This is a genomic window from Bradyrhizobium sp. BRP22 (genome assembly GCF_020194175.1).
In the GTDB taxonomy this organism is placed as follows: domain Bacteria; phylum Pseudomonadota; class Alphaproteobacteria; order Rhizobiales; family Xanthobacteraceae; genus Bradyrhizobium.
The window spans coordinates 1-21,001 of record NZ_JADYVX010000056.1 but is presented as its reverse complement, the minus strand read 5'-3'; the positions used below and the strand labels follow the sequence as shown (position 1 = coordinate 21,001).

Here is a 21,001-nt window from a genome sequence, read left to right as displayed (position 1 = left end):
GCTTCGTCTACTTAAGCACAGGTTAGGACCATGTTGCACTGCCCACCCAAGCTCGCGCGCACCATAGCATACTCGGGATTCGTTTTGGCGAGCGCAACAGTCTCGGCGCTGGCCGCGGACCCGACCGGCGACTGGCGCGTGGCTGACGGTGTCGCCCATATCAGGGTCGCACAATGCAATGGCAGCATATGGGGCGCAGTCGCCTGGGAGAAGACTCCCGGCGGCAAGGACACGCATAATCCCGATCCCGCGAAGCAAAGCCGGCCCACGCTCGGCATGCCGATCCTGATCGACATGAAGAAAAAGGCTGGCACGGATGCGTGGGAGGGCCAAGTCTATAATGCCAAGGACGGTCAGCTCTACAGCTCTACGATCAAGCCAATTGGCGCTGACAAGCTCGAGATTCAAGGCTGCGTGCTAGGCTTTCTCTGCGGCGGCGAGACCTGGACCCGCGTTGGGCCTCCGATTCCCTCGAGCACTGCCAACAGCATGGCCAAGGGCACTGCGCCCAAAGCCGCATCGGCGCCCACATCGCAGGCAGCTCCTCAGACGCCGCCCCGCACCACCGGCTCGGTGAGCTCTGCCCCTGCTCCCGCTCCGTCGTCCAAGCAACAGGCCGGCCAGAAGCAGGCGGCCGTCCCCGCAGCCCAATCAGGTGACGTCGTCGGCGATATCTGTCTCCTTCCGGACGTGGCGCGGTTTACCCATTAGCGCGGGCTGGAAGAGCAGCACCGCAGCGAGCGTCGTGACCAGCGACAGCGCGAGCAGCTTGCCCATGCTCGCCGTTCCCGGATGACTTGAGAGCCACAGGCTGCCGAAGGCGGTCGCCGTCGTCAACGCACTGAAAAAGATTGCCCGCGTCAGGCTCGATTGCAGCAGATTCGTTCTGCCCTGACGCCAGGCAGTGACGTAATAAATCTTGAAGGCGACGCCGACGCCGAGCAGCAGCGGCAGCGCGACGATGTTGGCGAAGTTGAGCGGCAGCCCGATCAGCACGCAGATCTCCAGCGTCACGGCGCCGGCGACCAGGAGCGGCACGATCGTGAGCAGCACATCGGTGACGCGCCGCAGCGTCAGCCAGAGCAGCAGGCTGATCACGATCAGTGCCCAGATGCCGGCGTGGACGAACGCTTTCACCACCGTATCGCCGGACTTCAGGATCGAGACCGGGCCGCCGATCGCGGTCGGCTCGGCCGCGAGCACGGCAGCCGCGAACTTGCGCAGCGTGTCGTTGTCGTTGGGATCACCCTTCGGCAGGGCCTCGACACGGATCAGCCCGTCCTTGGCCTTCCACTCACGGACCAGCTCCTCCGGCAGCGACTTCAGCGTGACGCTCTGGGCCTGCAGCATGTTCTTGAGCTGATCGAGCACCACCTTCAGCGGGGACACGAAGACGGTCTGCGCCTTGTCGCGCGTCGCCTGATTCGAATCGGCGAGCCTGGTCAGCGCATCGGCAAGCCGCCGCGCGGCCACGGCGCCCGCGTTCTTGATGTCGCCCGCAGTCTTGCGCAGGTTGTCGGATGCGCTCTTCAGCGACTCGACGTTCTCCTGATCGGTCGGCGGGGCGTCGATCGAATCCGGGTTGAGCGCCGGATTGAGCAGCTTCGCCGCCTGCGCGATCAGCCTCAGCTTGGCCGGCTGGTCTGTCGGCACGAAGCTGTCGAGCGAGCGAACGCTCATCACTTCCGGCAGCTTCTGCAACTTCTCCTCGATCTTCCTGGCGTCGGCTTCCGAACGCGTCATCACGTTGATCGCGTTGGCGCCGGTGTTCGGGTCGCGCCGCAGATCGAGGAAGGTCGCGATCGATTCGACTTTCGAGTTGCGCAGGTTGATCGGGTTGAAGTCGAACTTCATGTAGTAGAGCAGCGGCAGGCCGGCGATCACGAGCGCGAGCGTGCCGACGATGATGGCGACGCGATGCTTCTCCAGGAAGTTATCGACCGGCGCGAGGAACGCGTAGCCGACCGGCTCCTTCTCGCCGGGCGGATTGAGCAGGTCCAAGAGCGCCGGCAGCGTGGTGATGCTGGTGAGGAACGCGATCAGCATGCCGGCGCCGGCGATCTTGCCGAGCTCGGAAATGCCCTTGTAGTCGGTCGGCAGGAAGCAGAGGAAGCCGGCAGCGGTCGCCATCGCCGCCAGCGAGAGCGGCACCGCCGAGCGCCGCGCCGCGTTCTCCAGCGCCAGCGTCAGATTGTCGTTCTTGAAGCGCTCGGACCGGTAGCGGACGCTGAACTGGATGCCGAAATCGACGCCAAGGCCGACGAACAGCACGGCAAAGGCGATCGACAACAGGTTGAGCGAGCCGACCATCATCAGGCCGACCGCGGTGGTGATCGCAAGCCCGATGAACAGGTTCACGAACACGGCGAAGATGATCTTGGCCGAATGCAGCGCGAGCCACAGGATCACGAGCACGATCAGCACGGTGCCGATGCCGTTGACGACGGCGCCGTCCTGGACGGTGGAGTATTCCTCGTTGGCAATCGGCACCGGCCCGGTGAGGCGGACGCGCGCGCCATATTCGCTGGGGAATTTCAGGTCGGCGGCGGCCTGCCGGATCGCATCGGTGGCGGCCTTGCCGGGCTCCAGCGCCTGATAGTCGAGCACCGGCTTGAACTCGATGAAGGCGCGCTTGTCCGAAGCGGTCAGCGGCTTGTCGCTGGTGAGCTCGCGCCAGGAGAAGGTCGGATTGGGCTTGTTGCCGAGGACATCCTCGACCGTCTGCGAGATCAGGTTGAAGGGACGCGCGGCGTTCTCGAGCTTGGCCTGGCCGCGCTTGATGCCAGCGAGCCCGGTCTCGAGCGCGCCGGTGAGGCCGCGGATCGAAGGATCGCCGGCCATGATCTCGATCAGCGGCGCGCCGGCTTCGAGCTCGCCGGTGACCTGTGCGACCTCCTCGGTCGGCAGGAACAGCAGCCCGTTCTTCTCGAAGAACTCGCCGGAGCCGAGCGGCGTGACCGCTTCGAAATGCTTGGTGTCACCGGTGAGCTTGTCGGCCAGCGCCTTGGCGGCAAGGCCGGTGAGCTCCGGGGTCGGCGCCTCCACCACGGCGAGAATCAGCCGCTCGCGGTCAAAGGCCTCCTCGAACTGGATGTCGCGCTGGCGCCAGTCGAGGTGGGGCGAGATCAGGGTATTGATGTCGGTATTGATGGCGAAGTTGCGGGCCGCGTAATAGCCCCCCGCCACCGCAAGAATCAGCGAGAAGGCGACGACAGGGACGGCAAACCGCGTGCACGTTTTAACAATCGAGACAACAATACGTGTCAGCACTTCATTTCTTTCTGATCTTCCAGGAAGCACGCCGAAAACGCCCGCTATCTAGCGGAGTTCCCGGGGGCGATCTAATGTTGTTTTGGCCGTCCGCCCCCTGGTTCATGAGGAAGCGTTTAAACGGGACGGAAGGGCATCGGCGCGCGGTATATCCCGCTCCAGCGGGCAACAAAGTGACGAACAAGTGAGATCGGCTGAGCATTAATGCCGCAGTTTTAGGTATTTTATTACCTTAATCCTATACTCCGGTTGGTAACCATTCCGTAATCCCGCTTTTCTAGACGCTCATTTTTTGACACAAAGCGCTCTTCTTCCGTGCGCTTGGGGGTGGACTTAGGTGCAGGAACTCGTGGTGCGGATATTGCAGCAGGCGGGAAAGCCGGCTGCAGGACGTCCGGCCGCGCGGGTTTTTTCGGATGAGATTGGTGCAATTTGCCTAACGGACGTCCCATGGAGGTTTTTCTGGCGCAGCCCCGCGGCTTTTGCGCGGGCGTGGTGCGCGCCATCGAGATCGTCGAACGTGCGCTCGAGAAATACGGGCCGCCGGTCTATGTACGCCATGAGATCGTGCATAACAAATACGTCGTCGAAAGCCTGAAGAACAAAGGCGCGATCTTCGTCGAGGACCTTTCCGAGGTTCCACCGAGCGCTGTCACCGTGTTCAGCGCCCATGGCGTGGCGCGCAGCATCGAGGAAGAGGCGGCCTCGCGCGGCCTGCCGGTGCTCAACGCCACCTGCCCGCTGGTCACCAAAGTCCACAATCAGGGCAAGCGCTATATGTCGAAGGGTCGCTCGCTGATCCTGATCGGGCATGCCGGCCACCCCGAGGTCGAGGGAACCATGGGCCAGGTTCCAGGTCCGGTGTTCCTGGTCCAGAGCGTCGAGGACGTCAACGCCCTGACGCTGCCTGTCGATACGCCGGTGGCCTACATCACCCAGACCACGCTGAGCGTAGATGACACACGTGACATCATTCTGGCGCTCCAGGCCCGGTTTACAGACATTCAAGGCCCCGATATCCGGGATATCTGCTATGCCACACAGAACCGCCAATCTGCGGTAAGGGATCTGAGCAAATTGGTGGATGTCATCCTGGTGGTGGGGGCCGCCAACAGCTCCAATTCCAATCGGTTGCGCGAGATCGGCACCGAGGCCGGCGTCGCCAGTTATCTGATTGCCGATGGCAGCGAACTCAACCCGGAATGGCTGGACAATGCAAAGACCGTCGGCATCACGGCGGGCGCCTCGGCGCCCGAGGTGCTGGTCGACGATGTGATCGAGGCGTTGCGGCGGATCGGTCCGGTCGAGGTGTCGGTCCTGTCGGGCCGGGAGGAGAACATCGAATTCCGCCTGCCGGCCGAACTGACCGCGGGCTGAGCCAACCTTCGTCGTGAGAGTCGAGAAAGAAAGCTTGTAATGGCAATACCCTTCTTCAAGGAACTGCGCATCGGCGGCTATCTGCTCAAGCAGAAGCTGCTCGGCCGCAAGCGCTATCCGCTCGTGCTGATGCTGGAGCCGCTGTTTCGCTGCAATCTCGCCTGCGCCGGCTGCGGCAAGATCGATTATCCCGACGCGATCCTCAACCGTCGCATGACCGCGCAGGAATGCTGGGACGCGGCCGACGAATGCGGCGCGCCGATGGTGGCGATCCCCGGCGGCGAACCGCTGATCCACAAGGAGATCGGCGAGATCGTGCGCGGGCTGGTCGAGCGCAAGAAATTCGTCTCGCTCTGCACCAACGCGCTGCTGTTGGAGAAGAAGCTCGACCTGTTCAAGCCGTCGCCCTACCTGTTCTTCTCGGTGCATCTCGACGGCCTGAAGGATCACCACGACAAGGCGGTGTCGCAGAAGGGCGTGTTCGACCGCGCGGTGTCCGCGATCAAGGCGGCGAAGGCGCGCGGCTTCACCGTCAACGTCAATGCCACCATCTTCGACGGCCATCCGGCCGAGGAGATCGCCAAATTCCTCGACTTCTGCGCCGAACTCGGCGTCGGCGTGTCGATGTCGCCGGGCTACGCCTATGAGCGCGCGCCGGACCAGGAGCACTTCCTCAACCGCACCAAGACCAAGAAGCTGTTCCGCGACGTCTTCGCGCTCGGCAAGGGCAAGAAGTGGAATTTCATGCATTCCGGCCTGTTCCTCGACTTCCTGGCCGGCAACCAGGAATACGAGTGCACGCCCTGGGGCATGCCGGCGCGCAACATCTTCGGCTGGCAGAAGCCTTGCTATCTGCTCGGCGAAGGCTACGCCAAGACCTTCAAGGAGCTGATGGAGACCACGGACTGGGATTCCTACGGCACCGGCAAGTACGAGAAATGCGCCGACTGCATGGCGCATTGCGGCTACGAGCCGACCGCGGCGATCGCGGCGCTCAACAACCCGCTGAAGGCGATGTGGGTGTCGATGCGCGGCATCCGCACCACGGGTCCGATGGCACCCGAAATCGACCTCACGAAGCAGCGCCCGGCGCAGTACATCTTCTCCGAGCAGGTCCAGAAGAAGCTCTCCGAGATCCGCCGCGACGAAGCGCTCGCCGCCCAGCAGAAGGCCGCACAGAAGGCCTCGACCGCCGCGTGAGACGCGAGCAACATCGAATAAGCAAAAGGCCCGACCGTTGATGACGGTCGGGCCTTTTTGTTCGTAGCCCGGGTGAAGCGAAGCGCAACCCGGGACGCCTGTATCCGTGTTTACGAGTGGACCCGGGTTACGCTTCGCTTCACCCGGGCTACGGTCAGTGGTTATGCCGCGGAGCGAATCATGGGCTCCGCGGGGACCAGGCTCTCACCGCCCAGCAGGAAGCCACGGCAGCCGCGCAGGGAGCGCAGCGCGCGGTTGAAGTCGATGCCGGTCGAGACCAGCGAGCGCAGCGTCAGCGGATTGCGGGCCACGCCGCGCAGGACCTTGCGCAGGTCGATATCGCCGTTCGGCTTGACCGCGGTCTTCGCCAATTCCGGCAGCGCGCGGTGGGCAGGATCGCTGATCACCCGGAGCGCGGCGAACGGAATGCCCGCCTTCGCGGCGTAGGCCGCGGCGATGTGGCTTTCCATATCGACGGCCGCAGCACCGGTTTCCGAGCGCAGCGCCGCCTTGCAGGCCCTGGCTGCGATCACCTGCTCGACACCGGCAAGCCCGCCCCTGACGATCTTGCGGCGCCTTAACGTGGCGCTGGCAACCATTTCCTCGTTCAGGGCCATATCGGCCAGGAAACGGGTGTCGCCGGAAAGCACCTCGGTCGCCACCACGACGTCGCCCGATCGCAACGCCGGGTCGAGCCCGCCGGCGACGCCGAACGAGATCACGCTGCGGAACGACGACGAATCGAGCGTCGCCAATAGCGCGCGAAGCTGCTGCGGGTCGCTGGAACTACAGATGACGATCATGCCCGGCCCGGCTGCTATGCGAGCCTCTTGCACTAATCCCGTCACAATCAAGACCGGCCGCGGATCCAGCATTTTCCCCACAGTCGCGGCGGCCCCCGCCCCCAGATTCACATTCCGACCCCTACCACCCTGCTGTTCGTGTTTCGCAAATTCCGGTACCGCGCTAGCGCCCAGAGCGGGAAGAACTTGGAGTAGCCATGATAACGCAAGTAAAACACACGCGGAAAGCCTGTAGCCGTGTAACGCTGCTCCTCCCAGAGTCCTTTTTCGGTCTGTGTGGTTTTTAGGTACTCAACCCCCCGTCGAACTGCGGGGTTTTCGACCTCTCCCGCCGCCATCAACCCAAGCAAAGCCCATGCCGTTTGCGAGGAAGTCGAGGGCGCGACCTCATAACCTCGATAATCGAGCCGATAGCTGGCGGCGTCCTCGCCCCAGCCGCCGTCCTGATTCTGGATCGATATCAGCCAGTCGGCTGCCTTCCGAATCATCGGGTCCTGATGGTCGACGCCGGCGGCGTTGAGCGCGCAGAGCACCGACCAGGTGCCGTAGATGTAGTTCAGCCCCCAACGGCCGTACCAGGAACCTTCGGCGAGCTGGGTGCGGCGCAGATAGGCAACGCCGCCGGCGACCGCCTTGCTGGTCTTCGCGGTCTCGCCGAGCTGCGCCAGCATCGAGACGCAGCGCGCGGTGACGTCCTCGGTCGGCGGATCGAGCAGCGCGCCATGATCGGAGAACGGGATGTTGTTGAGGTAGTATTCGAGGTTGTTGACGTCGAAGGCGGCCCAGCCGCCGTCGCGGCTCTGCATGCCCTCGATCCATTCGCGGGCACGGTCAATCGCCGCATCGTACTTCCTGGTGCCGTCATGGCGGCGCGCCCGGTCCATCGCCATGACCACCACGGCGGTGTCATCGAGGTCGGGATAATGGTCGTTGTTGTACTGGAACGCCCAGCCGCCGGGCCGGACGTTGGGCGCCTTCACGGCCCAGTCGCCCTTGAGATCAAGCACCTGGCGCGGTGTCAGCCAGTCGAGCCCCTGCTTGGCCTTGGCAAGGGTGTCCTCGCCGCCGGCCTCCTGCAGCGCGTGGCAGGTCAGCGCCGTGTCCCACACCGGCGAGACGCATGGCTGGCAATAGGCCTCGTGCTCGCGGACCACCAGGAGCTTGTCGAGGCCGCGACGCGTGGCGGCGCGCGGCGGATAGGTCTCGTCCTTGCCTAGCGCGTCATACATCATGACGATGTTGGCCATCGGCGGATAGATCGCGCCCATGCCATCCTCGCCGTTCAACCGTTCTTCGATGAAGGCGAGCGCCGCGTCGATCGCACGCTGGCGCAGCTTCTTCGTAAATAGCGGCTCGACCACGCGCAGCACGCTGTCGAGCCCGCGGAACAGCAGGAACCAGCCCCAGCTCTGGTGTGGCGCCTTCGGAGGCATGCCGACCGACTTGGGATCCTCCAAGAACAGTTCGTCGACGCCGACGCCCTTCGGATTCTTCGCCCGCGGCTTCAGCGCGGCCAACACCATCAGCGGCACCATCGTGGTGCGCGCCCAGTAGGAGATCTTGTTGATGTGGAACGGCGACCACATCGGCAGCAGCATGATCTCGACCGGCAGCACCGGCGTCGCGCGCCAAGTGACGACGCCAAACAGCGCCAGCAGGAAGCGGGTGAAGACATTGCTGGCCGCGGCTCCGCCGCGCGAACGGATCGCCTCGCGCGCTTTCACCATATGCGGCGCATCGACGGAATCGCCCATCATCTTCAGCGCGAAATAGGCCTTCACGCTCGCGCTCATGTCGAACGGGCCGTCATGCACCAGCGGCCAGCCGCCATGGGCGCCCTGCACGCGGCGGATGTAGTTGGCGATCTTCGCCTCCAGCGCGCTGTCGACGGGCTCGCCGAGATAGTGGCGCAGCAGCACATATTCCGCCGGGATCGTACTGTCGGCCTCGAGTTCGAACACCCAATGTCCGTCGGATTGTCGATGGCCGAGCAGCGCCTCGGTCGCCGCGGAGATGCTCTTCTCCAGCGCAACCGAATCGACGGTGGCGGTATCGTTGACGGAATCCATCTTGTTCGATCTCTCCTTCTTAGATCATGTTCCGATCAGGGGATCGGATCATGATCTCATCTCTCTGTTTGAGCATGTTCGGAAAACCGGTTTCCACTTTTCCGCAATCATGCTCTAACCGCGCTTCTGCCGCTCTTGTGTCACGGTCAGTGCCTGGCCAGAACCAGATCGGCGGCGCGGTCGCCGGACCGCACCGATCCCTCGATGGTTGCCGGCAATCCCGTATCAGTCCAATCGCCGGCGAGAAACAGGTTTTTGTAGGCCGTGACCGCGCCGGGCCGCAGCGCGTGCTGCTCCGGCGTGGCCTCGAAAGTGGCGCGGCGCTCGCGAACGATCTGCCAAGGGGGCAACGGAGGGGGCAATTCGCCGGAAACGCCGGCGGCCTTGCAGACGTCGCGCCAGATGGCCTGCGCCAGCTCCTCGCGCGGCATGTCGACAAGACGATCGCCATTGCTGATCGTGACCGAAAGGCGCTGCGGGAACGCGAACAGCCATTCCACGAGACCGCCGACCACGCCGAGGATCGGCGCGGCATTCGGCGGCGGATCGAAGCGGAAATGCGCGTTCACGATGGCGCGGAATTTGGTCGGCGTCTTCAGGCCCGGCAATAGCGAGGCCGCGGCGCGCGGCGGTACCGCGAGCACCACGGCGTCAGTGGGCGCAAGATCGATCACATCATCGCCGAACTTCAGCTCGCTGACATGATCGGACACTGTGCCGAACTGCCTCAGCTCATGGCTGAACCGCACGCTCGAGCCCTTCTCCTGCAACAGCTTCAGCGCGGGCTCGATCAGGACCGAGCTCAAACCGTCGCGCGCGATCAGCGGCCGGCAGGCCTCGCCGCCGGCAAGCAGTGTCTCGCGCACGATCGCACCGGCCAGTCCCGCCGAACCCTCCGGCGGGTCGACATTGAGCGCGGCGAGCAACAGCGGCTGCACCAGACGGTCGTACAGCGTACCCTTGCATGTGATGGTATCGCCGACCCGCTTGTCAGTGCCGGCCCAAGCGAGCGGCGCCAGCGCGAGATAGTCGCGCAAGCCCGTGTCGGGGACGCGGCGCGCTTCGTCGAACACCCAGAGCGGCAGACGGGAGGAGCCGAGATCGAGCTCCCAGCGCTTGCCGGTTGCAAGATCGACAAAGGGAAATTTCGCGCGTTCCGGCCCGACCAGCCCTCCCTCGGTGCCGATCGATTTGGCGTAGGCTAGCGCATGGCGATTGCCGGACAGCAGCAGGTGATTGCCGTTGTCGATGGTGAGATTGGTCGCGGCGTCGAAATAAGAGCGGCAGCGGCCGCCGGCCTGCTGCGTCGCCTCGTGGACGTGCACCGTGTGGTTCGCGTTGGCAAGGCGAACGGCTGCCGAGAGGCCGGAAATACCGGCGCCGATGATATGAACGGTCTTTTGCATCAGATCTCAGATGAACGCGTAACGAAGAAGGATGCCGATCTTTTGCATCTTGCTGACGTGGACGGGCTCGCGTGGCGCGGCAAAGCCGCGGGCGATCAGGAGATCGAGGATCGCGCGATAATATTTCGACATGATCCGCGGCGCTCGGACTGCGCGCCGCGAATTACGCTTCATGATCTCATCCGCCTTCTCGAAATGTTTCTTCGCGCGCTCGGCCAGCGGCAGGCACACTTTCGGCAAATTGCGCTCGGCGATCACACGCTCCGGGTCGTTGGAGGTAATGCCGGCATGCAACAGCATCTCACGCGGCAGATAGAGCCGGCCGAGGCCGGCATCCTCGTCGACGTCGCGCAGGATGTTGGTGAGCTGCAGCGCGCGGCCGAGATGATGGGCGAGCAAGACGCCGTCCTCCTCGGGCAGACCGAACACCCGCACCGAGAGCCGGCCGACGGCGCTCGCCACGCGATCGCAATAGAGATCGAGCGTCGCCATGTCGGGCGCGCGGATGTCCTGCGGCACATCCATCTCCATGCCATCCACGATGGCAAGAAAGTCCTCGCGCTTCAGGCCGAACGCCTTGACCGAGGCGACATAGTCCTTCAGCCGCGGCGGCGGATTGCCGTGGTACAGCGCATCGATGTCGTCGCGCCATTGCTGCAGCGCCGCCAGCCGCTGTTCGCGCGGGCCGTTGGAATCGGCGATGTCGTCGACCTGGCGGCAGAAGCTGTAGATCAGGAACATCGCCTCGCGCTGCGCGCGCGGCAGGATCCGCATCGCGGCGTAGAACGAACTGCCGGACGCGGTGGTGCCGTAGTCTGCGTTGGCCGCCGCCATCTCAACGCTCATGCGCCGGCCGCCGTTTTTGACACGGGCCGGCGACCGATGGCGCGCCGCGCCAGTTCGCCGGCAACGCCACTGAAGCTATAACCAAGCAGTTCAAGCGGGCTCAGATGCACGCGCTCGCTGAGCGGATCGCGCACCTTCAGCATGTTCACGATCCTGTCGGCAAACGCCTGGATCACCGAGATCTCGATGCCGAGCCGCAAATCCTTCACCTCCGCGGCGAGCGACTTGCTTTCGGCAAGCAGCGTCTCGGTGCGCACCGCGAGCGCCTGCAGGCATTGCAACAGCGGCGCTGGAGACTTCGGCTCGCCGAGCATCTCGACGGTGGCGCCGGATGCGGCCAGCGCATCGCGCGGGAGATAGACGCGGTTGAGATTCTTGTAGTCCTTGGCGCAATCCTGCAGGTGATTGTTGATCTGCAAGCCAGCGCACAACGCATCCGACGCGGCCCAGGTGGACGTGCTCTCGCCGTGGACATCGAGCATGAAGCGGCCGACCGGCATCGCCGAGTAGCGGCAGTAGTGGATCACCTCGTCCCAATTCTCGTAGCGCAGCTTTGTCACATCCATACGGAACGCGATCAGCACGTCGAGCGCGTGGCGCGGCGACATCGCGCGTTCGGCGAGCGCACGGCGCAGATTGACGGCTTCCTTCTGGGTATCGCCCCCGCCCTGGAGTTCCTTGTCGAGCAGGTCGAGATAGCGGAGCTTCTCGTCCGCCGGAAGCGTGGCGTGGTCGGCGATGTCATCGGCGGTGCGGACGAAATTATAGAAGGCAAGGATCAGGGCGCGGTGACGCGGATGAATGATCCACGACGCGACCGGAAAATTCTCGTCGCGGTGGGTCTTTCCGGATCGCAGTTCGCTCGCGCTTGTCATCAGGAACCGGCCACATTCGCCCTGGCTAAGGCGCATACGCCTAAAGTTGCACGCATGCGGTGGATTGCGTGCCCCATATAGGGGAATACGCGACCAAAACCAATGCTGTATGGGCAATGTGGGCGTCACCTGTGCCCGATATCACACAGTGGGCACAGGCGCTGTTGCAGCAATTTCGAGTGCAGGATCCGGCTTTACTGCCCGTGGCTTTTCAACACCTGGTCGCAGGCTGCGCTGATCTTGGTGCGGTTCTCCTTGAGGCAGGCGAGAATGGTGAAATCGCCCTGATCGATCACCGCGCGGCAGTGCTTCTGAACGTCGCGGGTGCAGGCCTTCTGTTCCTCGGGCGTGCCGCTGCGCGACTGCTGCTGGGCGAAGGCGCCAGATGAAAGCGGAATCGACAGCAGCGCGAGGGCCAATAGAACTTTACGCATCATATTCCTTCATTTTCGACAGCAAAAAATCCTGTTCCGGAAGTTGCGTTTCGGCAGGGCCGGCACGGATTTGTGGGGATTTGCGCCGCCGCGTAGCAAAGCGACGAACAAAGGACAAGCACCTGCTAAATGCGGCCAAATTTGCGCCGCTGTAAAGGGTCATCTAATCAGTTGATAAACCAAGAAGTTTTTTCCAATCACGGTTCGCTACAGACTGTTGCAGCGCGGATGCTCGATATCGGTAGACGGAAGCAGCATGACATGCTTCTTGATTCTCTCGGCCAAAAATGGCGTGTTTCGCGCGATTCCCCCGCCACGACACGCCGGAGGTATCGTTTGAACCTGTGGGATCGCGATCAACACTAAGTGTTCGATGCGGCGAGGGCGTATCTTGAAGAAGATCGTCTGTTTTTGATGGGAAAACTCACAATGAAGCGGTTTGGTTTGGGCTTGTTCGGTCGCGCGATCACGGCTGCCGGCATTGGCGCGGCGGTCATGTTCTCGGTCAGCACGGGCAACGCCCAATCGTCGGGGCCGTTCGCCGGTTTTGACGGATCGTGGAGCGGTTCGGGTACCGTTGCGCTCTCCAACGGTACAACTGAACGGATCCGCTGCAAGGCCAGCTACAAGGTCAACGCCACCGGCCTTGGCCTGAAGCAGAGCCTGAATTGCGCCAGCGACAGCTACAAGTTCGACCTTTCCAGCGATGTGACGAGCCAGGGCGATCGCATCTCCGGCAACTGGAGCGAGAAGAGCCGCAACATCTTCGGCAACCTGCAGGGTACCGCGGGTGGTGGCCAGATCGAGGTGTTCGTCGAAGCATCCGGATTCGCCGCCACGCTGAACCTGCGTACCAATGGCAGCAGGCAGATCGTGCAGATCGATTCCAAGGGCGAGATCCGCGGCGTCAACATCACCCTGACCAGGGGCTAAGACAGCCGCGCCGGCGGTCCGAGCCCGGGTGAAGCGTCAGCCCCGGGGCGGCCCGTGCATGTGGATGCAGGTGTCCCGGGTTACGCTTGCTTCACCCGGGCTACGACGGTGAACGAGATCCTGCCTGCGATCGCGGGGCGGTCTCCCTCCCCCTATTACACCGCCGTCGCAGCGCCATCCCAGCGCGCGCAGAAGGCCTCGATATCCGTCGACTGGAATTCGGGGAGGCGCGCCATGATCGTCTCGAACGGCCAATTCCACCAGGCAATCCGCGCAAGCTGCGCCGCGATCTTTCGATTGAACCGCTCCCGGATCTGGCGGGCCGGCACACCGCCGACGATAGTGTAAGGCGCCACATCGCGCGTCACCACGGCGCCCGCGGCCAGCACCGCGCCGTCCCCCACCGTGACACCGGGCAGCACGATCGCGGCGTGGCCGATCCACACATCGTTGCCGATCACCACCCGGTCGCCGCGCCGCTCGGCGCTGCGTCAGAGAGCCATCCTCCGGCACGATCACCGCCTCTTCCGCCAGGTCACGCAGCGAAAGCCTCTTGCGCCGCGCCAATGCATGGCCGCGACACACATAGGCCCGGTAGCGCGTCCGCGTGAGCGGCAGGCTGTAGAGTTGCTCATCGATCACCGGATCGGCCACGATGGCGATATCGACGGCGCGTTCATGCAAACGCTCCATGGCCAACGTCCAACTCACCAGCGTGAACTCGATTTGAACACGCGGGTAGAGTGTCGTATAGCGGGCGATCACGGGCATGGCAGGACGCGGTGCATTGGCAACGACGCTCAAATGTCCCGCGGCGATATCGCTGTAATTGGCGACTTTTTCTTCGATCAACTGTTCCAGCGTGCGCAGCCGATCCGAGACCACGAACAGTTCACGACCGGCGCGCGTCAGCTCCAATCCATCGCGACGACGAACGAACAGCTTGGTGCCCATGGTGCGCTCGAGATTTGCGACATGCTGCGTCACCGATGACTGTGTGACACCAAGCCTTTCCGCCGCACGGGTGAAACTGCCCTCCCGTGCCGAATGGGTGAAGGCGCTGATCTGATAGGGATTTGCCCGCATCGGGCCGACCTCGTCATCGCGGTCAAACAGTTTGCGCTGCTTTCGTCATTAGCACCGCTAATATGACGTCACGGTGACGTTAATCTGGCTGGTTACTGAAGGCCGCATTCGAGATCGCGCCTGCAGGAGAACCGACATGCAACTGAGCGTCTCCAGGATACCGACCACCCATGTCCGCAGCCTGCCGCGTCCGCCGGGCGTGATCGACACCTGCACCAACTATATCGAGCATCCGGAAGTGGTCGCACAGCATATCGAGCGCTACGCGAGCGTCGTCGGACGCGAGCGTGTGATCGCGGGGACGGACTGCGGCTTTGCGAGCTTCGCCACGCTGCACACCGTCGATCCCGATATCGCCTGGCGCAAACTGGAGGCGCTGGTGCAGGGCGCCGAAATCGCGTCACGGCGGCTTTGGAAGAACTGACAACAGCTTCCAGCCTCATGTCGTCACGATCGACGCCGGGGACGATTTGCCGCGCGCAGGCGCCTGTGCTCGGGCCGCCAAAACATTCCAACCGTCACGCGAGTGTCAGATGCGTTCCTTAACGCTGCAAGTCGACGAAAGCCTGAGGAATAGATCGAATGGCGAGAATTGAACTGTCCGCTGTCCGGAAATCTTTTGATGGCACGGAGATCCTGAAGGGCGTCGACCTCAGGATCGAGGATGGCGAGTTCATCTCGCTGGTCGGTCCGTCCGGCTGTGGCAAATCAACGCTGCTGCGGGTGATCGCGGGCCTCGAGCCGCAAAGCGCCGGCGAAGTCAGGATCGACGGCGTCGCCGCCGACGCTATCAGACCGAGCGCACGCAATCTCGCGATGGTGTTCCAGTCCTACGCGCTCTATCCGCATTTGAGCGCGTTCGACAATATCGCGGTGCCTTTGCGCATGCGGCGCCTCTCGGCCGTGGAGCGGCTGCCGTTCGTCGGCGCACTGCTGCCGAGCCGGCGCCGTAAGGAACGCGGCATCCGCGAGGACGTGGCAAAGGTCGCCGAGCAGCTCGAAATCGCCCATCTGCTCGGCCGCAAGCCGGCGCAACTGTCCGGCGGGCAGCGGCAGCGCATCGCGGTCGGACGCGCCATCGTGCGCCAGCCGGTGGCGTTCCTGTTCGACGAGCCGCTGTCCAATCTCGATGCCAAGCTGCGCGTCCACATGCGCGCCGAGCTCGCGCAACTGCACCGGCGGCTAAACGCCACCTTCGTCTACGTCACCCACGACCAGGCCGAGGCGATGACGATGTCGAGCCGGATCGCCGTGATGATCGGCGGCGAATTGGTGCAGGTCGGCACGCCCACGGATATCTACGACAACCCGCGCGATATCCGCGTCGCCGAATTCGTCGGCAGCCGGAAGATCAACATCCTGCCCGGGCGGATCCGCGAGGACGGCCGCATCGAGGCGCTCGGCGTTGCGCTGCGATTCGCGAGCGCGGCGAGTGCCGGCCCGTGCCGGATCGGCGTGCGTCCCGAGCGGATCGAGCTCGGCAGCGGGCCGTTCTCGGGCCACGTCGTTCACGCCGAGAACATGGGCTCGGAAGCGTTCCTGCATCTTGCCGTCAACGGCAGCGACGTGCGCGTCGTGGCCCGCATCGATGACCCGAGACGGCTGCCATCGATCGCAACGCAGGTCTCGTTCGGTTTCGCGATGGATGCGGTGCGCGCCTTCAACGCCGATGGCAAGCGCATCGAAGTCGAGTTCGAGCACACCGAGCGCGTGCGGGAGCGGGCCATTGTCTGACGCCGCCACCATCGACACCGCCGTCGTCGCCGTGCGTTCGGCGCAACGGATTCGCCGCGACCACCGCGCATTGACGGCCTATGGCCTGGTTGCGCCGGCATTCACGCTGATGCTGCTCATGCTGCTCGGCCCGCTTGCCAGCGTGATCGCGCTCTCCTTCACCGACTATCAGCTCGGCGCTCCCGCGTTCTCCTGGATCGGCCTTGCCAACTACCAGGAAATGTTCGCCGACCGGGTGTTCTGGATCTCGCTCCGCAACACGCTGACCTATGTCGTGATCGTGGTGCCCGGCGCGGTGACGCTGGGGCTCGGCATCGCGCTTCTCATCGAAAGCGGCGCCAGCCTGCGCAGCCTCTATCGCACCATCTACTTCCTGCCTGTGATGGCGACGCTGATCGCGATGGCCGTGGTCTGGGAGTTCATGCTGCATCCGCAATTCGGCCTGGTGAACGGGCTATTGCGCGGCGCCGGGCTGCCGGCATTCAGCTGGCTGCAGGACCGCAGCACCGCGCTCTGTGCACTCTGCGCGATCGGCATCTGGCAGGCGGTCGGCTTCAACATGGTGCTGTTCCTTGCCGGCCTGGTGTCGATCCCGAAGCAGCTCTATGAGGCGGCTGAAATCGATGGCGCCGCCAGCGCCTGGGCGCGATTTCGCCTGGTCACCTGGCCCATGCTTGGCCCCGTGACGACCTTCGTGATCGTGATCAGCGGCATCCGCTCGTTTCAGGTGTTCGACACCGTGCACATCCTGACCAAGGGTGGGCCTTCGAAATCCTCCGAGGTGCTGATCCACACCATGTACACCGAGGGGTTCGAGTTCTTCCGCTCCGGTTACGGCGCCGCGCTGACGGTCGTGTTTCTGGTCTTCGTCCTCCTGCTCACCTTGATCAAAGCGAGGCTCGCCGATCGCGGCGTGCAGCACGCATGAAGACTCTTCGCGCGATTCCGCTCTGGCCCGTCATCCGCCATCTGCTCCTGATCGCGGGCGCCGTGGTGCTGCTGGCGCCGTTCATCTGGATGATCTCGACGGCGTCGAAGCCGCCGGAGGAAGTGTTCTCCAGCGAGCTGCACCTGATCCCGCATCATTTTGCGCTGTGGGACAATCTGAAGATCGCCTTCGCCAAGGCCAATCTCTGGCGCTTCCTGCTCAACGGCGTGATCGTCACCGTCTCGATTTTCGTGCTGCAGGTGCTGATCGCACTGCCCGCGGCCTATGCGCTGGCCAAGCTGCGCTTCCTCGGCCGCGACACGCTGTTCGCGCTGGTGCTGTTTGGAATCCTGATTCCGCCGCAGGCCACCGCGATCCCGGTGTTCCTGCTCTTGCACAAGCTCGGCCTGCTCGACAGCTACGCCGCGCTCGTGTTGCCCTTCACGATTTCGGTGTTCGGCATCTTCCTGATGCGGCAGTTCTTCAAGTCGGTGCCCGACGATCTCGTCGACGCGGCGCGAATGGATGGCATCTCCGAGTTCGGCATCGTCTGGCGGGTGATGCTGCCCGCCGCCATCCCTGCGGTCACCGCCTTCGGCATCTTCTCCGTGGTCGCGCACTGGAACGACTATTTCTGGCCGCTGATCGTGCTCAACAGCGAGCAGTTGCGCACCCCGCCGCTGGCAGTGGCGCACTTCCGCAACAACGAGGCCGGCACCAATTACGGCCCGCTGATGGCGGCGGCGATGGTGATCATCGCGCCGCTGCTGATCGCCTTCCTGCTCGCACAGCGCCGCTTCATCGAGGGCATCACGCTGACCGGAATCAAGTAACGCGTCACCTCAAACAGGGAGCCTGTCTATGCTGAAATCGTGGATCGCCGGAGCCGTGCTGTCGCTTGCCGCCAGCGCGTCGCTGGCACAGACGCAGACCGAGATCGTGCTGCAATATCCGTATCCGGAACTGTTCGCCGAAACCCACAAGCGGATCGCCGAAGAGTTCGCCAAGGTGCGGCCGGACATCAAGATCACGATGCGCGCACCTTACGAATCCTATGAGGACGGCACCCAGAAGGTGCTGCGCGAAGCGGTCACGAACCAGATGCCCGATGTCACCTTCCAGGGCCTGAACCGCATCCGCGTGCTCGTGGACAAGAACATCCCGGCGCAGCTCGACGACTACATCGCCGCCGAGAAGGATTTCGACCGCCAGGGCTTCCACCAGGCGATGTTCGACATCGGCACGGCGAGCGAAGATCTATGCCCTGCCGTTCGCGATCTCGCTGCCGATCGTTTATGTCAATCTCGATTTGCTGAAGCAGGCCGGCGGCGATCCGAACAATTTGCCGAAGACCTGGGACGAGCTGATCGCGCAGGCGAAGAAGATCAAGGCGATCGGCCCCGACATCAATGGCGTGACCTATGTCTGGGATATCACCGGCAACTGGCTGTGGCAGGCGCCGGTGTTCGCGCGCGGCGGCTCCATGCTGAATGCGGACGAGACGAAAGTTGCCTTCAACGGACCTGAAGGGCATTTCGCGATCAAGATGCTCGCCCGTCTCGTCAATGAAGGCGGCATGCCGAACCTCGACCAGCCTGCGATGCGCGCGGCCTTTGCCGCCGGCAAGACCGGCTTCCACATCACCTCGACCTCCGATCTCAACAAGGTCACGCAGATGATCGGCGGCAAGTTCGCGCTGAAGACCCACACCTTCCCCGACGTGGTGTCGCCAAATGGCCGCCTGCCGGCGGGCGGCAATGTCGTGATGATCCTGTCCAAGGACAAGGCGAAGCGCGACGCCGCCTGGGAAGTGGTGAAGTTCTGGGCCGGACCGAAGGGCGCCGCGATCATGGCCGAGACCACCGGCTACATGCCGGCCAACAAGGTCGCCAACGAAGTCTACCTGAAGGACTTCTACACCAGGAACCCGAACAACTATACCGCCGTGAGCCAGATGGCGCTGCTGACCAAGTGGTACGCCTTCCCCGGCGACAACGGGTTGAAGATCACCGACGTGATCAAGGACCACATGAACTCGATCATCAGCGGCGCGCGCTCCAAGGAGGCTGATGCCGTGCTCGCCGACATGACCGCCGACGTGCAGAAGCTGCTGCCGAAGACCACAGGCGCGACGCGCTAAGCCTTTCGAAACCCGCTGCGGGGCCTCTTATGCGTCCCGCAGCTCACTTGCGGAACGCTACCTATGAAACTCATCCATATGAGCGATATCCACCTGACGACGCCGGGCGCGACCATCGGCGGCCGCGATCCACGGCAGAACTTTGAACGCGCGCTGACCCACATCCTCCGGGACCATCACGACGCCGACCTCATGGTGATCACCGGCGATCTCTCCGACTGGGGCGATCGCGACGACTATCAATGGCTGAAGCAGCGGCTCGATTCGTTCCCGATCCCGGTGCGGCTGTGCATCGGCAACCATGACAGCCGCGCCAACTTCCTCAGCGTGTTTCCCGAACTCGCCGGAGAGGGCGGCTTCGTGCAGAACGTCCACGACCTGCCGGCCGCGCGCTGCCTGTTCCTCGACACAGCGCATCCGCAGACCCATCCCGGCCGCTATTGCGACGAACGGCTCGGCTGGCTTGCGGCGCGGCTCGCCGAGCATGACGGGCCGTTCCTGCTGTTCATGCATCACAACCCGATGCCGGTGCATCTTGCGCCGCTCGATCAGATCCGCCTGCTCGACGACGCCGCTTTTCGGAAACTGGTGGCGCGGCATCGCGAACGGATCCGGCATATCTTTTTCGGCCATTGTCATTTGCCGCTCGCGGGATCGGTGGCCGGCGTTCCCGTCTCCTCGCTGCGCGGCACCAACCATGCAAGCTATCCGCTGTTCTCGGAGACAAAACTCCTGAGCGCGTCGGATCTGCCGGAGTCCTACGGCGTTGTGTTCTTCGGCGAGGATTACGTCACCGTACACATGGTGGAATTCGGCTACATTGGTCCGATCCGCATCGAGGGCTCGCCCGATCATCAGGCCTGGAACCGGGAGACCATGGTGCGATGAAATTTGTCGTCCTGACCGACACCCATTTCGTCGCCCGCAGCCGTAGGATCTATGGTCTCGATCCGGCCGAACGGCTGGCTGCGGCGATTGCCTGCATCAACCGCGACCATCCCGACCTCGCCTTCGTCATCATCACCGGCGACCTCGCCCATTGGGGCGAGGACACAGCTTATGAACATCTTGCCGACGTGCTGGCGCGCCTGAACGCGCCGCCCATCCTGATGATGGGCAATCACGACCGCCGCGACGTGTTTGGCCGCCATTTTCCTGGTGTGATCAGGGATACCGACGGCTTTGTGCAGTCCACGCAGGTGTTCGACGCCGCGACCATCATCACGCTCGACACACTGAACGAAGCTGCTCCGAACCACGAGGGCCTGCTCTGCGAGCACCGACTCGCCTACCTCGAACAGGCGCTGATGTCAGCGCCGGCCGACCGCCCGCTGCTCTTGTTCCAGCACCACCCGCCGTTCGACACCGGCTTGCGCTACATGGACACCATCCGCCTTGCCAATCCGGACGCCGAATTGGACGTGATCGCGCGCACACGCCGGCCCGACTATCTGTTCACGGGCCATCTGCACCGGCCGATCGCAGGCTCATGGAACGGCATCCCCTTTCACATCCAGCGCGCACTGGCGCATCAGGTCGGGTTCGATCTCGAGACCGAGGGCCACATCCCGGGCTCGCACGAGGCGCCTGATTATTCGCATGTCACGGTGAGCGGCGGGCAGATCGTGATCCACCAGTGCTCGTTCACGTATGCCGGGCCGCGCTTCTCGCTGCACGACCAGGCCGCGCTGAACGGAGCGGTGGGGTAGAGCGTGATCCGAGTTGGTGGGCGGTCCCTTCTTGGCCCATCCTTCGAGACGCCCCCCTTGGGCGGGCTCCTCAGAGCCTGACCGAAAAAGGGTGAGCGGTTTTGGCGGGCCTGTGATTCCTTCGGATTTGCAAAGATTCGAGGGAGGACACCATGCCGTGGACCAAAGCCGCTCGTCTCCAGTATCAGCGC

The 21,001-nt window shown here is 63.6% G+C and carries 19 protein-coding genes and 1 pseudogene; 12 read left to right on the top strand and 8 right to left on the bottom strand.

From position 1 onward, the window contains the following. The first annotated feature begins 30 nt into the window (after positions 1-30). Positions 31-711, top strand: coding sequence for a DUF2147 domain-containing protein (locus I6F35_RS37390; RefSeq protein ID WP_225122635.1), 681 nt, complete (start codon positions 31-33; stop codon positions 709-711). Here I6F35_RS37390 and I6F35_RS37385 read toward each other — a convergent pair. Continuing rightward, positions 652-3,270 (bottom strand): MMPL family transporter, encoded by a 2,619-nt coding sequence (locus I6F35_RS37385; RefSeq protein WP_225122634.1) that lies wholly within the window; start codon positions 3,268-3,270, stop codon positions 652-654. The two genes, I6F35_RS37390 and I6F35_RS37385, sit on opposite strands and share 60 nt — an antisense overlap. A 450-nt stretch (positions 3,271-3,720) precedes the next feature. Between I6F35_RS37385 and ispH the strand changes: the two genes are divergently transcribed. Further along, positions 3,721-4,647 carry a 4-hydroxy-3-methylbut-2-enyl diphosphate reductase gene (ispH, locus tag I6F35_RS37380; protein ID WP_225122633.1) on the top strand — a complete coding sequence of 309 codons (927 nt, stop codon included), beginning with the start codon at positions 3,721-3,723 and terminating at the stop codon, positions 4,645-4,647. Positions 4,648-4,686: 39 nt separating this feature from the next. Further along, positions 4,687-5,847, top strand: a complete 1,161-nt coding sequence (gene hpnH / locus I6F35_RS37375) for an adenosyl-hopene transferase HpnH (protein WP_225122632.1) — start codon at positions 4,687-4,689, stop codon at positions 5,845-5,847. A gap of 161 nt (positions 5,848-6,008) precedes the next feature. Here hpnH and I6F35_RS37370 read toward each other — a convergent pair whose 3' ends face one another. The 6 genes from I6F35_RS37370 to I6F35_RS37345 all read right to left on the bottom strand — a co-directional run bounded on the left by I6F35_RS37370 (position 6,009) and on the right by I6F35_RS37345 (position 12,280). Then, positions 6,009-6,761 carry a phosphorylase gene (locus tag I6F35_RS37370; protein ID WP_225122631.1) on the bottom strand — a complete coding sequence of 251 codons (753 nt, stop codon included), beginning with the start codon at positions 6,759-6,761 and terminating at the stop codon, positions 6,009-6,011. Further along, positions 6,758-8,719, bottom strand: coding sequence for a squalene--hopene cyclase (gene shc / locus I6F35_RS37365; RefSeq protein ID WP_225122630.1), 1,962 nt, complete (start codon positions 8,717-8,719; stop codon positions 6,758-6,760). Before shc ends, I6F35_RS37370 begins: the two co-directional genes overlap by 4 nt. A gap of 146 nt (positions 8,720-8,865) precedes the next feature. Continuing rightward, positions 8,866-10,125: a hydroxysqualene dehydroxylase HpnE gene (gene hpnE, locus I6F35_RS37360; RefSeq protein ID WP_225122629.1), complete on the bottom strand. Its 1,260-nt coding sequence runs from the start codon at positions 10,123-10,125 to the stop codon at positions 8,866-8,868. A 6-nt stretch (positions 10,126-10,131) separates the two neighbouring features. After that, positions 10,132-10,971 (bottom strand): presqualene diphosphate synthase HpnD, encoded by an 840-nt coding sequence (gene hpnD, locus I6F35_RS37355; RefSeq protein WP_225122628.1) that lies wholly within the window; start codon positions 10,969-10,971, stop codon positions 10,132-10,134. Beyond that, entirely contained in the window at positions 10,968-11,846 is an 879-nt protein-coding gene (hpnC, locus tag I6F35_RS37350; RefSeq protein ID WP_225122627.1) for a squalene synthase HpnC, read from the bottom strand. The genes hpnD and hpnC overlap by 4 nt, the downstream gene beginning before the upstream one ends. Positions 11,847-12,040: 194 nt before the next feature. Next, positions 12,041-12,280 (bottom strand): cysteine rich repeat-containing protein, encoded by a 240-nt coding sequence (locus I6F35_RS37345; protein WP_225122626.1) that lies wholly within the window; start codon positions 12,278-12,280, stop codon positions 12,041-12,043. 429 nt (positions 12,281-12,709) lie between these two features. On the opposite strand from I6F35_RS37345, the gene I6F35_RS37340 reads away from it, so the two are divergent. Beyond that, complete coding sequence (locus I6F35_RS37340) at positions 12,710-13,213, top strand: hypothetical protein (RefSeq protein ID WP_225122625.1); 504 nt, start codon at positions 12,710-12,712, stop codon at positions 13,211-13,213. Positions 13,214-13,368: 155 nt separating this feature from the next. Here I6F35_RS37340 and I6F35_RS37335 read toward each other — a convergent pair. After that, a pseudogene (locus tag I6F35_RS37335) lies at positions 13,369-13,698 on the bottom strand (DapH/DapD/GlmU-related protein); the annotation flags it as partial. Here I6F35_RS37335 and I6F35_RS40040 point away from each other — a divergent pair. The 8 genes from I6F35_RS40040 (at position 13,664) to I6F35_RS37295 (ending at position 20,810) form a co-directional block, all read left to right on the top strand. Next, entirely contained in the window at positions 13,664-14,206 is a 543-nt protein-coding gene (locus tag I6F35_RS40040; protein WP_249792888.1) for a hypothetical protein, read from the top strand. The pseudogene I6F35_RS37335 and the gene I6F35_RS40040 overlap by 35 nt on opposite strands. Positions 14,207-14,435: 229 nt before the next feature. Next, on the top strand, positions 14,436-14,723 hold the full coding sequence (locus tag I6F35_RS37325; protein ID WP_225122624.1) for a hypothetical protein: 288 nt from the start codon (positions 14,436-14,438) through the stop codon (positions 14,721-14,723). Positions 14,724-14,881: 158 nt separating this feature from the next. Then, positions 14,882-16,033: an ABC transporter ATP-binding protein gene (locus I6F35_RS37320; RefSeq protein ID WP_225122623.1), complete on the top strand. Its 1,152-nt coding sequence runs from the start codon at positions 14,882-14,884 to the stop codon at positions 16,031-16,033. Between the two features lie 109 nt (positions 16,034-16,142). Continuing rightward, positions 16,143-16,961 carry a sugar ABC transporter permease gene (locus I6F35_RS37315; protein ID WP_346283239.1) on the top strand — a complete coding sequence of 273 codons (819 nt, stop codon included), beginning with the start codon at positions 16,143-16,145 and terminating at the stop codon, positions 16,959-16,961. Next, on the top strand, positions 16,958-17,794 hold the full coding sequence (locus tag I6F35_RS37310) for a carbohydrate ABC transporter permease (RefSeq protein WP_225122621.1): 837 nt from the start codon (positions 16,958-16,960) through the stop codon (positions 17,792-17,794). The genes I6F35_RS37315 and I6F35_RS37310 overlap by 4 nt, the downstream gene beginning before the upstream one ends. A gap of 365 nt (positions 17,795-18,159) precedes the next feature. Further along, positions 18,160-19,101, top strand: a complete 942-nt coding sequence (locus tag I6F35_RS37305) for an extracellular solute-binding protein (RefSeq protein ID WP_225122642.1) — start codon at positions 18,160-18,162, stop codon at positions 19,099-19,101. A gap of 63 nt (positions 19,102-19,164) precedes the next feature. Next, positions 19,165-19,989, top strand: a complete 825-nt coding sequence (locus I6F35_RS37300) for a phosphodiesterase (protein ID WP_225122620.1) — start codon at positions 19,165-19,167, stop codon at positions 19,987-19,989. Next, a complete protein-coding gene (locus I6F35_RS37295; protein ID WP_225122619.1) occupies positions 19,986-20,810 on the top strand; it encodes a phosphodiesterase in 825 nt (274 codons plus the stop codon). Before I6F35_RS37300 ends, I6F35_RS37295 begins: the two co-directional genes overlap by 4 nt. Positions 20,811-21,001: the final 191 nt, after the last annotated feature.